Raw genomic sequence first — 12,895 nt, 5'->3', positions numbered from 1 at the left:
TCTCTCTCTTTGGTTACAACAAATCACAGGCTTTGTGCAGCGCAGCCACAAAACGCTCAATATCTTCTTCAGTATTATAGAGGGCCAGAGAAACCCGCAGGGTGCCTGTCAGTCCGAGTGCATCCAGCATTGGGTGGGCGCAGTGATTGCCGGCACGCAGTGTCACGCCCTGTTCATCGAGCAGGGTCGCGATATCCTGATGGTGAATGCCGTCAACCACAAACGAAAACAGGCTGGCGTCAGCTTGCAGGCCGACAATCCGCAAGCCGTCGATGTCCTGGATTCCATCCAGTGCTTTTTGGCGGAGCGCGTGAATATGGCACTCGGCACCCTGACGATCAATGCTGTTGAGCCAGTGAATACTCTCTGCCAGCGCGATTGTGCTGGAAATGTTTGGTGTACCGGCTTCAAACTTGCCCGGTAGTCCGGTGTAGTGAGTACCTTCGAAGGACACTTTTTCGACCATCTTGCCGCCGCCGTGCCAGGGCGGCATGGCTTCAAGCAACGCCTGTTTGCCATAGAGCACACCAATGCCGGAAGGGCCGAACAGCTTATGGCCTGAAAAAACATAGAAATCGGCATTCAGCGCCTGTACATCAACAGTTTCATGCACGATGCCCTGCGCACCATCAATCACGACAATGGCGCCGTGGGCGTGCGCTGCGGTGATCATGGTTTCAATCGGATTCCGGGTGCCGGTGACATTGGTGATGTGCGCAACCGCGACAATGCGGGTTTTGGCACCGAGCAGCTGATGAAAGGCATCCATATCCAGGGTGCAGTCGGGCTTCATCGGGATTTTCACCACAGTTGCGCCTGTCTGTTCGGCAACCATCTGCCAGGGCACTATGTTGGCGTGGTGCTCCAGTTCGCTGACCAGAATCTCGTCTCCCGGCTGCAGGGTGCTGCGCGCCCAGGATTGTGCGATCAGGTTGAGAGCCTCAGTGGCCCCGCGGGTCCAGATGATTTCTTTCGGGCTGCTGGCGTGAATAAGCTGGCGCACCGTCTCTCTGGCTTGTTCGAAACGCTGCGTCAGACCCGCTGTCAGCTGATGACTTCCCCGGTGCACATTAGCACTGTGTTGCCGGTAAAAGCTGTCAAGAGACTGAATCATGGCCAGCGGCTTTTGCGTGGTCGCAGCACTGTCGAGGAAAGTGATCGGGTGCTGCGCATCATGTAATGCCGGAAACTGCGAACGGATCGCCTGAATGTCAAATGGGATGGTCATACTGGGCTCATTGTCTGGTGTATGGGACGATCTTCCTTATTATCCGTCACTGAGGCAAGGGGTGCAGGGGGATTATCTAAAAAAGTGGCACCGCGTTGGGGCGCAGTGCCATAAAAAAGTTTTGACAGACAGGTCAAAAAACAGGAAGTAAATCGGTAGCACTCCGGCTACCCGCCCAGAAGAGACCGGGCAATATGCAAACACAACATTGCAATCTAAGAGGTAACAAAAGCTGATAAACAATTCTGCGATTAAGCAAAATTACAGCGTTTTACCCTTGAGATTGCGGCGCCAATCTTAGGGTTTATGTGGTACTTGAACAATCGACAATTTATAATGACCTGGATAAAAAAAACTAATGCAACCAGTATGGCAGGACATTATGTCAAGACGACTCCCACCACTTAATTCGCTGAAAGTATTTGAGGCTGCCGCCCGGCACCTGAGTTTTACCCGAGCGGCAGAGGAGCTGTTTGTTACTCAGGCCGCAGTCAGCCACCAGATTAAAGCGTTGGAGGAATTTCTGGGCCTGAAACTGTTTCGCCGGCGTAACCGTTCCTTGTTGCTGACCGAAGAGGGACAAGGGTATTTTCTCGATCTGAAAGATATCTTCAGTGCCATCTCAGATGCCACCGACAAAGTGTTGGAACGGGGTTCAAAAGGGGCGCTGACCATTAGTTTATCTCCCAGTTTTGCCATCCAGTGGCTGGTGCCCAGACTGAGTGACTTTAATCTGCTGCATCCTGATGTGGATGTCAGAATCAAAGCGGTTGATCTGGATGAAGGCTCTCTGACAGATGACGTGGATGTAGCGATTTATTATGGTCGTGGCAACTGGCCTGGACTGCGCTGTGACCGGCTGTATCAGGAATTTCTGCTGCCCGTTTGCTCCCCTATGCTGCTCAGTGGCCCTAAGCCGCTCGACACCCTGGCTGATCTGCAAAAGCACACCCTGTTACATGACGGCTCGCGTAAGGAGTGGAAAAACTACATGCGTGAGTTCGATATTCCGGGCGCCAATGTCAACCAGGGGCCGATTTTCAGTCACTCTACCATGGTGTTGCAGGCCGCTATCCACAGTCAGGGAATTGCACTGGCCAACAATGTATTGGCGCAACCTGAGCTGGAAGCCGGCCGACTAGTCTGTCCGTTTGATGAGGCTTTGCTGAGTAAAAATGCCTTCTATCTGGTGTGTCAGGAAAAGCAGGCCGAAACCGGCCGGATTCAGATCTTCCGTGACTGGGTGCTGGAGAAAGCCCGTAAAGAACAGGAAGAGGGGCCGCTCCCTCAGCCTGAATATCAGGCCGAGGTCATGGCTTGATCCCACCAGCGTTACTCTGATTTTGTGTTGCTGGTTCTGCACCGGCCGATGAGTGATTAACAATCAGGGTGGGCCAGTAACCCAGGTTCAGTCTGCCAATCGAATATGAGAGGAAATCAGTGGAATATCTGATAACAACACCAGAAAACGGCCAGTTCGCTGCCACCTTTCTGTTTGCCCACGGCGCCGGTGCCGGGATGGATCACGCGTTTATGACGGCGGTTGCCCAAGGGCTGGCTGCCGAAGGGATTCGCGTGGTGCGTTTTGATTTTCCCTATATGGTGAAACGGCGGGAAGACGGCAAAAAGCGTCCTCCAGACCGGCAGCCAAAGCTGCTGGTGGATTTTCAGCGCCATATTGAACATTTCAGTCAGCAAGGGCCGCTGGTGATCGGCGGCAAATCTATGGGCGGCCGCATGGCCAGCCTGATGGTGACGGAAGCTGCCGAATCGACACCGGATGTCCATAACTGTCAGGACAAGGTCTGCGGCGTCGCTTGTCTGGGGTTCCCGTTTCATCCGCCGGGCAAACCGGAGAATTTTCGCGGCGATCATCTGAAAACAATCGCTGTCCCGACCCTGATTCTGCAGGGCGAGCGCGATACCTTTGGTATCCGCAGTGAGGTGGAAGGGTGGAGCTATGCCGACACAGTGACGCTGTCTTTTCTGCCGGACGGAGACCACAGTTTCAAGCCGCGCAAAGCCTCGGGCTTTAGTGAAGCCGGTAACCTGGCGCAGGCTGTCGATGTGTTAGCCCGGTTTATTCGCCAGTGCGTATCAGACTGAAATCATTCCATGAATACAAACCACAGAAGGACAGAGTGAATGCAGAGCCGGAGTATGATTCTTTTCGCCGCGATCAGCGGTGCCATTGGGGTAGGTTTAGGGGCCTTTGCCGCCCACGGACTGAAAGTGCACCTTAGCCCGCATTTACTGGATGTTTTTAAGACAGGCGTGGATTATCAGCTCTGGCACAGCCTGGCATTGTTGGGCTGCGGCATTTGGGCACGCAATTTTTCTGCAAAAGCGCTATCATACGCGGCCCTGTTATTTGCAGTGGGGATCTGTCTGTTCAGTGGCAGCCTTTATCTGCTGGCATTAACGGGGATGAAGTGGCTTGGTCCCGTAACACCACTGGGGGGACTGTGTTTTATTCTAGCCTGGTTGTCACTTGCTGTGGCGGCCTGGCGTTCTGCGTGAGGACTCGTGGTGAATCAGGTTCTGTTGTACTGCCGTCAGGGATTTGAAAACGAATGTGCCGGAGAGGTGCAGGATAAAGCCAATAAACTCGAATTGTTTGGCTTTCCGCGTGCGAAGAAAAATACCGGTTATGTACTGTTTGAATTTTATCAGGCAGGGGATGCTGATAAGTTCGTGCAACTACAGCCGTTTTCGGAACTGATTTTTGCCCGTCAGATGCTGGTAGTGACAGCACGTCTGGAAGATTTACCGACCGATGATCGTATCAGCCCTATTCTGGCTGAGGCGGAAGCATTGCCGCGTTGTGGCGATCTGCGGGTTGAAACCCCAGATACCAACGAAGCCAAAGAACTGTTGAAGTTTTGTCGCAAGTTTACTGTGCCATTGCGCCAGGCATTTCGTAAGCAGGGGGCTTTGTACGCGAAAGATAACCCGAAGAAGCCGGTGCTGCACTTGTGCTTTACTGCACCGGGCTGCTGTTTTATCGGCTATTCCTACACCAATAACAATTCGCCATTTTTCATGGGAATCCCGCGGCTGAAGTTCCCGGCGGATGCCCCAAGCCGTTCTACGCTCAAGCTGGAAGAGGCATTTCATGTCTTTATTCCGCGCGAAGAGTGGGACGAACGACTGGCCTCTGGCATGTGGGGCGTGGATCTCGGGGCTTGCCCTGGGGGCTGGACCTATCAGCTGGTGAAGCGTTCCATGTTTGTGCATGCTATTGATAACGGGCAAATGGCCCAGAGTCTGATGGATACGGGACAGGTGAAGCATCACATGGTGGATGGCTTCAAGTTTGAGCCGCCACGTAAGAATGTCACCTGGCTGGTGTGTGACATGGTTGAAAAGCCTGCCCGGGTCTCGCATTTGGTGGGGCAGTGGCTGATTAAAGGCTGGGCAAAAGAAACCATCTTCAACCTGAAACTGCCCATGAAAGGCCGTTATGAGGAAGTACTGCAGGATATTGAAAATCTGAAAGTCTTTCTGATTCAGAATGGCATGAAATTCCGCCTGCAGGCCAAACACCTGTACCATGACCGTGAAGAAATCACGGTACATATCCAGAGTCTGGACAACCGTCATCCTCACTAATTGATCTGGTAGCTGGCGGGCTGCTCAGCCCGCCAGCTGAAATCGGATATCCTGCAAATTAAAGCCAAGCTCTAGATCGGTTTTCAGCCTGGCGACCGCTTTACTGGCTCTTGCGCTGTCTTTATTGGGTGCGATTTTCTTGCGCCATTTCTCCGGGAGATTGTCCGCGGACAAAATGCTGTCGAGATCCGGATAAAGTTGTAACAATTCACACGCTGCTTTAGGGCCGATTCCCGGTACGCCCGGAATTTTGCTTGAGCTGATCCCCGCCAGTCCCCAGTAATCGGGCAACTGCTCAGGACGGACCCCGAACTCTTTTGCAATGAACGGGCTGTCAAGCCACCGCTGCTGGAAGTAATCACGGATCATTACAGTCGGTCGCAGCAGCTGGCAGTAGCCTTTGTCGGTTGACACTATAGTGACCTTGCCGCCATGGTCTGCCACTTTGAGCGCCAGGGTGGCAATCAGATCATCGGCTTCATCGCCGTCAGACAGCAGTGAGTCGACGCCCAGCGCCATGAAGTCATCCTGTATCTGATCCATCCCTGTCTGCAGTTCCGGCGGCATAGGTTTGCGCCCTTCTTTGTAATTGGGCAGCAACTCCGCCCGCCAGCCTCTGTCATCGCCATGATGGTCAAACACCGCCACGATATGGGTTGGCTGGCTGATAGCAATGATTTTACTCAGCGCCTGGCAGCACACCTTACTGGTGCTGGCGATATCGGGCTCGCCCGGCTGGGCGGCATGCACACGGCGGATCAGGTTGAGGGCATCAATGACGACTAAGTGTATGGACATATATATCAACAATAGTAAAACAGGGCCTGCTGGCCCTGTATTCTACGTTGCATGGCAAATTATTTCACCATGTCGGGGTGAGTGAGGATCCGGTAGCAGGGAATATATTCGCTGCCCGGCAGTTTCATACGTCGCTGAGCGACGAAATTTTTGAGCAGCTTATCCATGCGCTTCATCAGGGATGGATCGCCGTTGATCAGAAAGGGGCCATTGCGTTCAATTTCCTTGATCCCTTCTTCTTTGACGTTGCCGGCGACAATACCGGAAAAAGCACGGCGTAGATTCGCGGCAAGCTGTTCCGGCCGCTGGTTGAAGTGCAAATCCAGACTGCCCATGGCATCGTGGTTGGGTTCAAAGGGCAGTTGAAATTCCGGTGGGATTTTCAACGACCAGTTGTAACAATACGCGTCCCCGGTTTCCTGACGGTATTCTTTGGTTTGCGGCATGGCCGCTTTCATGATGCGGGCCACTTTCGCCGGGTCATCAATGACTATCTGATAATGTTTGGTTGCTTCTGCACCTAAGGTATCGCGCACAAAGCTGTCCAGGGTGCGGAAATACGGCTCACTGCTTTTCGGACCGGTGAGCACTACAGGCAAAGGTTGATCCTGATTTTCCGGGTGCATCAGAATACCTATGATGTACAGCAGCTCCTCGGCGGTACCGGCTCCTCCGGGGAAGATAATGATGCCGTGACCCACACGGACAAAGGCTTCCAGCCGTTTTTCAATATCTGGCATGATCACCAGCTCATTGACGATAGGGTTAGGTGGCTCGGCGGCAATGATGGACGGTTCGGTCAGGCCGATAAAACGGCTTTTACCGTATCTTTGCTGGGCATGGCCGATGGCGGCCCCTTTCATTGGCCCTTCCATGGCACCGGGCCCGCAGCCGGTGCAGATATTCATCTCACGTAATCCTAACTGGTGGCCGACATCCCGGGTGTATTGATATTCTTCCGGGTTAATGGAGTGCCCCCCCCAGCAGACCACGATATTGGGATCTTCCCTTGAGCGGACTGTCTGGGCGTTACGCAGAATACTGAAGATGAAATTGGTGATGTGTGGTGCACTGGTCAGGTTTAGATCGTTGCGCTGGTTAACGTGTACGTTGACGTAAATAATGTCCCTCAGCACGGCAAACAGGTGCTCCTGAATACCGCGAATAATTTTACCGTCGACAAAGGCGTGCTCGGGTGGGTCTTTGAGTTCGAGTTTTATCCCGCGTTCTCTTCTCAGTACATTGATATCAAATGACTTATTGAGTTCCAGCAGTGCGTTGGAATCGTCACTGTTACTGCCTGAATTAAGTACAGCCAGTGAACAGTTGCGGTACAGGCGATACAGGTCGCTGGCCGCAGTGGCCTTCAGACTGTCAACTTCGAGCTGCGACAGCAGTGTCATCGCACCAACCGGACTGATGTGTGTAATCATGCTTACCTCCCTGGAGACGAATACAGAGGCTGATGCTTCTGTATGTAAGCGATTTTCCTGGCGGATAAAGGATCGACCGCGGATGGAAATAGCGGGCATTTTCCTGACCCGTACTATTGAACATACACAGGGTTACAGGGTTTGACTAGGGCAGAAAGAAAAAAAAGAGTTTGTGTAGCAGTGGGTTAGAGCTTGGATTTGCCAGCAGCTGAGTGAGTAATCAGTGATTAAGCGATCCAAATCAGATGGTTGCGGCCAGCGTGTTTCGCGCTGCTCAGAGCCTTTTGTCCCCGCTCGATCACCTTGCCCGGAGTATCTGTGTCATCAAAGAGCGTCGCGCCTATTGAGGCCGAAATGGTGACGTTCTTTTCCCTGAACCGGAAGGGGAGCTGCAAGATGGCTTCACGAATACCGGACAGCCGTCGATGACGTTCATCTTCGGCGATATCAGGCAGGATAAGCATGAACTCGTCATTGCCGACCCGGGCGATAAAGTCGGTATCTCTGAGATGCTGGTGCACAGTACGGGCGATAATCTTCAGCACTTTGTCGCCAGCCTGGAAACCATAGTTGTCATTGAGATCCCCGAAGTGATCGATATTGACAATGGCCAGGCACAGCGGGTGCTGATAGCGAATCCAGCGGCGGTATTCGTGCTCCAGCCGGTCATGAAAAGCCGCCCGGTTGTAAACACGGGTCAGCGGGTCAAGGAATATCCGGCGTTGCAGATCTTCAATCTGGCGATGCTGGTTCTGCGTTTGCTGATAGAGGTGCTCGGCACGATTCTGGTGATAATGCAGTTGCTCCAGCAACGCCTGTTCACGGTTTTCAAGCGAGCGCTGGCGCTCGACCAGTTGTCTGAGTGAGGTATCGAGCGAATGTGCGGCACCGCGCCAGCTTTCCAGGTTGGTGTACTGCTGCAGCGCGTGGTGGAAGCGGTCAGACAGTTGCCCAAGCTCGGCAGTCAGTTCAGAACGGTGCTTGTACAGCGCTTGCCCCTGATCGGCGGTCTGGCGCGTCGTTTGTTCCAGTGCTGCCAGATCGCCGCTGATGACATCAAGAAATTTTTGCGAATGGCGACGTTCGTGAATAAAACTGTCCAGCGCCAACCGCAACACATCCAGGCATAGCTCGACCAGTGAAATGGGCTCGACATCGGCGAGCAATTGGTGCCGTATGGCCAGCAACTGGTCGCCGGATTCACCCTCGGCATCCAGCTCTGTGATGATCTGTTGCAGCTCATTGCACAGCTTATGCTGTAAATCGTTGTCTTTTGAGCGTGATTCACGTTCGATGCTGACAGGCACAGTCAGGAGTTTCAGGGCGCGATCATACAGACCGAACAATTGGGTGATTTGCTGGTGGCTGTGGTGCAGTGAGTCAGGTGCCTGGGACAGAAGATCATGGATGTCGCGTTTGAGCTGAACCGGCAGGGCAGGGATGCGTTTCAGGCTTTCAGAGCTTTGCCGGATCAGATCAGACAGGCGTTCCATGGTTGAATGGGTTGAGGTTTGCCGGAGCAATAACCGTTCGACCTGGGCCAGATGCGGCACAATCTTACTGATATCTTTGTTTTGTTCCAGATCGGTACGCAGGGTATCAAGCCGTTTGTCCAGCTCGCTATCCAAACCTTTACAGGCAACAGACATACGGGCAATCAGGCGTTTTAGAATAACGATTTCACGACGCGATTTTAATGACACATCGCGGTATGACAATTGAGCCTGATCCAAACGCAGCTTCAATTCACTCACATCAGAAGCTGCATTATATTTCGCAGTCACGTCGACTAATAATTACCTTATCTAAACATCCATTACACCCAGCGCCAGGCGCTGTGCAAGCTCGGATGTTAGCAAAAATGTTCTGATGAGTTGAACATTATTAACGGCTTGTTTTCCCAGACACAAACGCTCGCGTGCTTTTTATGCTATTTCGTGATCTTTGTAGCTCTAAACAGCGGAAATACTGAGCGTTTTTTCCTCAGAGGTGCCGGCGCCAGTCATATTCCTGATGGGAAGAGGTCTGCACCCTGACCAAACCTTTGTCCATCGCCAGTATGCAAGCGCGGCGGATATTCTCGCCGGCGAAACTGGCGGCCGGGGCTGCTTCGATGGCACTCAGGTGCACCCATTGGCTGCCGGTTTCGGTTTTGCTTATCTGGCGGGCGGCATGGGTGGCCATCAGCAGAATGTCGATCAGTTCCTGATCATTGATGGCGGTACAGGCCCGTGGCAGAAAAGGGTACTCGGCCATTCCTATGCGTACCCGGCTGTCGAGCTGCCTGTCGTTCATGAAAGTGTCCACCAGTTGTTTGATGGAATCTGCCAGCTGCTGAGGCGCACTTTCAAGGCGTGAGTTTGGCTCTATGTACAGGAACATGGCATCGGAAAAATGGTACAGGCGGGCCGGTTCGCAAATCTGGGCTTTGAGGTAATCACCAAACTGGCGCTCCAGCTCCAGTCCCTGCTGGTAGCCATGTTCAAGATAGACATGTTTGAGTAGCGGGACTTCAAACAGGGCAAAGCGTAACCGGTCGCTCAGGGGTTCGTTAATGATCTCCCCCAGGTGCCACTGCTCGAAATGCGCACTGCTCTGCTGCAGCGAGCTGGAGAGTCTGGCATTGAGCATTCTCAGGTTGCGCAGGCCACTGCGGGGGTGGGTGTAGAATTCATCCCGCAGCAGCGCCAGGCGCTCCCGCCAGCGGCATGCGGAGCGGTGACGATACCAGAGCACCAGCAGGGCCAGCAACAGGCCGATCAATAGTACTGTGGTGATGTTCTTTTGCTGATAAAGGGCTTTTTCCTGGGTGAATTGCTGTCGTTCAAGTTCTTCTAACTGCAGCGCCCGCGCCATCATACGCTGTTGCTGGCGGAACACTTCGGCATTACTTTTCACCTGATTTTCCTGCAAAGAGGCATACAACTGCTCATAGCGGCGTTGGCTCAGCAGGGCGTTGTAATAGTCTTTCTGCTTCTCAAATGCGGCCGACAGGCTGATTTCTCCCTGCATTTGCAGAGCCGGCTGTGCTTTGGGCAAACGGCTGGCCGCCAGCAGTGCCGCCTGGATGGTCGAGATTGCCTGCGCGGTTTTATCTTCTGCCAGCTCAAGCTGTCCCTGGAGCAGCTGTGACTTGATCAGAGTGATTTCATCATCGCTTTCCTGCGCCAGCTGACGGGCATGGTGCAGGTATTGTTCGGTTTTCGGGTAGTTATAGAGTTTGAGATAAACGCGGGCAATACTCAGGCGCAGCTTGGAGGAGCGGGTGGGTAAGCGCAGCTGGTTTTCCTGATCTAAAGCATTGAAGTAATGCACCAGCGCAAGGTTATACCGGCCCTGCTGTTCGTAAATATTGGCTATCAGGGCCAGAGTGCGGGCCAGGGGGATGGTGCGATTGAAGTGCTCGAAAAACTCTCCTGCCTGCGTCGCGTGTTCCAGTGCCTTGTCAAAGACTTTGCGCTCTTCGTAAAGCGTGGCCAGTTCCAGGTTGGCGATCGCCATTTTGCCGTGATCGTCTTTTTCCTGCGCCAGCCAGTAGCCGCTCAGCAAACGATCCAGCGCCAGATCATAGTGCTGGTGCCGTAAATAATGCATCCCGTGATTAAGCAGGAAGTTGATTTCTTCTTTACTATCATCAAGCTCAGACAGGTCACGCTTGGCACGGATATACATTTTCTCTGCCTGTCTTTCATCGCCAAGGGTGGATTCCATATCGGCACGGAGCATCAGCAACTGATACTGCAGAATCTTGATTTGTTCGCTGCGTTGCAGTTTCTCATCACCGGCGATGACCTGATCGATTTTATCCAGTCGAGCCGCCGCTGAGGAGGCCTCGCCCATCCCGTGCCATAGAATATTGGCATGAATGAGCTGGGTTTCGAGCAGCGTATAGCTGAACGCGTTTTCAATCGCCAGTGCTTCGGCTTCGTTGATGGTGTGAATGGCGTCGCTTTGCGCATTTAACAAAGACTGCGCTCTGGCTTTTATTTGCAGCGCATTGATGGTGCTCAGCGGGGTGCGGATAGAATGGTCAGTTTCTTCATTAACATGAACGCGAGAGCTGTCGACAGGCACACTGAGGCGACGTTGGTTCAGGTAGCGTTCGGTGATCTCCAGTGCTTTTTCCGGGCTGGTTTCCAACAGGAGATCGGCATCGGCCAGAATAGGGGTGGCATAAATCTTCGCCTGAGCCGGCAGGGCGGTGAGAAACAAAAGCAGGATGCTGAAGAGCCAGTAACGACAGTTCATAGCGCACTTATCCATCGGGAAACACGGCCCTCATATTACTGGCTCAGGACGTCAAGTCCAGCAAAGTAAAGCGATTTGCCGGACTTGACTGCTAAGCGGGCGAGCCTTTACTGGCGTGCCATGCGATCGTTGTTGCTTGGCGTCTTGCCCTGATTGGTGCGGTAAGGGTTAATATCCAGACCGCCACGGCGGGTGTAGCGGGCGTAAACAGTCAGTCGCTCCGGCTGGCAAAAACGCATCAGATCCATGAAGATCCGCTCAACACATTGTTCGTGGAACTCATTGTGATTGCGGAAAGACACCAGGTAGCGCAGCAGTTTTTCACGATCTATCCGCTTGCCTTTATAGGCAATTCGCACGCTGCCCCAGTCTGGCTGACTGGTGATCAGGCAATTAGATTTCAGCAGATGGCTGTGCAGCACTTCCTCTACTTCCTCACCACTGGCGGCATTGTTCAGCAGCTCAGGTTCAAAGTCGAAACTGGTAATCTCAATATCCTGCTCATCAATGCATTCACCGGCAAAATCCACGATAGGCTGATCGGTAAAGTCACTCAGCGGCTGGATAGTCACGTCCACATCCATCCCGGCGCAGGCGGATAAATCTTTCTGCAGAATATCTGCCACTTCCTGCCAACTGCCGAAACGGGTATTGTTCAGGCTGTTCAGGAAGAGTTTGAAAGACTTGGATTCAATCAGATTAGGGCTGCTGGCGGGCAGACGCACTTCACCGATAGCCACCTGAGGCAGTCCTTTGCTGTTGAGCCAGGACAACTCGTACAGGGTCCAGATGTCATACCCGGTGAATGGCAGGTCGTCGCTCAGCGACAGATCATCACGATTTAGCTTACGCGGCACGGCCTGCAGCAGAGTGGGATCGTACTGATCTTTGTATTCGCTTTTTTGGCCAAGAGTTAAACCGGCTAGTTCTTTCGCGTCTTTGTATTTGCTCATATTGTCCTGGACACACACACTTGGATTAGAATAGGCAAAGTTTACTGAATCTTGCTTGAGGTTGCGAATGAATCATCCTGTAACGGCCGCATTGGCTGAATTTTCTTCCCGTTTTATTAAAGTGTGGCACGATGAGCGCGCCTGTCTGCCCTGCAGCAGCGATCTGATTGGCCTCACATCTCCTTGTATTGAAACGGATAATGGCGATACCGTGAGCTGGCAGCCGGTCGCGCGTGAGCCTGCTGGCCGTTTTGATGCGGTTGAGACAGGCATTGAACTTCGTCTGCATCCGGATATTACGGCGTTTTACGGCAGCTTTTTCAGTGGCGATATGGCGGCCCGTTTCAAGGCGCTGGAATTTGACCTGCTGCAGGTGTTTAGTGAGTCGGATCATCAACGGCTGCAGGAAAACATTCTGGGTCACCTGGTGACTCAGCGCCGGCTGAAGCTCAAGCCGACTGTCTTTATCGGGGTGATGGATGCAGAAGATCAGGTAATTGCTATCTGTAATCTGACCGGTAACGTTATTCTCGAGACGCTGGGCAAATCCGACCGGGAGGTGCTGGCGTACGATGTCGAGACTTTTATCCGCCAGCTTGAGCCCGTTGTGAAGGTGAGTTAAG

At 53.0% G+C, this 12,895-nt stretch carries 11 protein-coding genes; 5 read left to right on the top strand and 6 right to left on the bottom strand.

Annotation, left to right across the window (positions count from 1 at the left end; genetic code table 11):
- Nucleotides 1-13: 13 nt before the first annotated feature.
- A complete protein-coding gene (gene csdA, locus L6J37_RS18515) occupies nt 14-1,228 on the bottom strand; it encodes a cysteine desulfurase CsdA (RefSeq protein ID WP_192017555.1) in 1,215 nt (404 codons plus the stop codon).
- Nucleotides 1,229-1,610: 382 nt separating this feature from the next.
- Between csdA and L6J37_RS18510 the strand changes: the two genes are divergently transcribed.
- From L6J37_RS18510 to rlmM, 4 genes are all read left to right on the top strand, one after another.
- The gene (locus tag L6J37_RS18510; RefSeq protein ID WP_237796172.1) at nt 1,611-2,549 is read left to right on the top strand and encodes a transcriptional regulator GcvA; all 939 of its coding nucleotides are present in this window, start codon (nt 1,611-1,613) and stop codon (nt 2,547-2,549) included.
- A 119-nt stretch (nt 2,550-2,668) separates the two neighbouring features.
- Nucleotides 2,669-3,334, top strand: coding sequence for an alpha/beta fold hydrolase (locus L6J37_RS18505; protein ID WP_375713908.1), 666 nt, complete (start codon nt 2,669-2,671; stop codon nt 3,332-3,334).
- A 39-nt stretch (nt 3,335-3,373) separates the two neighbouring features.
- A complete protein-coding gene (locus L6J37_RS18500; RefSeq protein ID WP_192017557.1) occupies nt 3,374-3,748 on the top strand; it encodes a DUF423 domain-containing protein in 375 nt (124 codons plus the stop codon).
- Between the two features lie 9 nt (nt 3,749-3,757).
- Nucleotides 3,758-4,840: a 23S rRNA (cytidine(2498)-2'-O)-methyltransferase RlmM gene (gene rlmM, locus L6J37_RS18495; protein WP_237796171.1), complete on the top strand. Its 1,083-nt coding sequence runs from the start codon at nt 3,758-3,760 to the stop codon at nt 4,838-4,840.
- A gap of 24 nt (nt 4,841-4,864) precedes the next feature.
- Here the strand turns inward: rlmM and xni are convergent, their stop codons facing one another.
- The 5 genes from xni to queF form a co-directional block, all read right to left on the bottom strand.
- Nucleotides 4,865-5,638, bottom strand: a complete 774-nt coding sequence (gene xni / locus L6J37_RS18490) for a flap endonuclease Xni (protein ID WP_218386475.1) — start codon at nt 5,636-5,638, stop codon at nt 4,865-4,867.
- Nucleotides 5,639-5,697: 59 nt separating this feature from the next.
- Nucleotides 5,698-7,071: a nucleotide 5'-monophosphate nucleosidase PpnN gene (gene ppnN / locus L6J37_RS18485; protein ID WP_192017560.1), complete on the bottom strand. Its 1,374-nt coding sequence runs from the start codon at nt 7,069-7,071 to the stop codon at nt 5,698-5,700.
- Between the two features lie 227 nt (nt 7,072-7,298).
- Entirely contained in the window at nt 7,299-8,825 is a 1,527-nt protein-coding gene (locus tag L6J37_RS18480) for a GGDEF domain-containing protein (protein ID WP_237796169.1), read from the bottom strand.
- 229 nt (nt 8,826-9,054) lie between these two features.
- On the bottom strand, nt 9,055-11,319 hold the full coding sequence (locus L6J37_RS18475; RefSeq protein WP_192017562.1) for a tetratricopeptide repeat protein: 2,265 nt from the start codon (nt 11,317-11,319) through the stop codon (nt 9,055-9,057).
- 107 nt (nt 11,320-11,426) lie between these two features.
- Nucleotides 11,427-12,272 carry an NADPH-dependent 7-cyano-7-deazaguanine reductase QueF gene (gene queF, locus L6J37_RS18470; protein ID WP_192017563.1) on the bottom strand — a complete coding sequence of 282 codons (846 nt, stop codon included), beginning with the start codon at nt 12,270-12,272 and terminating at the stop codon, nt 11,427-11,429.
- Nucleotides 12,273-12,339: 67 nt separating this feature from the next.
- Here queF and syd point away from each other — a divergent pair, with 67 nt between their 5' ends.
- The gene (syd, locus tag L6J37_RS18465) at nt 12,340-12,894 is read left to right on the top strand and encodes a SecY-interacting protein (protein ID WP_192017564.1); all 555 of its coding nucleotides are present in this window, start codon (nt 12,340-12,342) and stop codon (nt 12,892-12,894) included.
- The last annotated feature ends 1 nt before the right edge of the window (nt 12,895 follow it).

The sequence above is a fragment of the Photobacterium sp. WH77 genome, assembly GCF_022014395.1.
GTDB lineage: Bacteria > Pseudomonadota > Gammaproteobacteria > Enterobacterales > Vibrionaceae > Photobacterium > Photobacterium arenosum.
The sequence above is the reverse complement of the archived record's forward strand: the minus strand, read 5'-3'. Positions and strand labels throughout refer to the sequence as shown.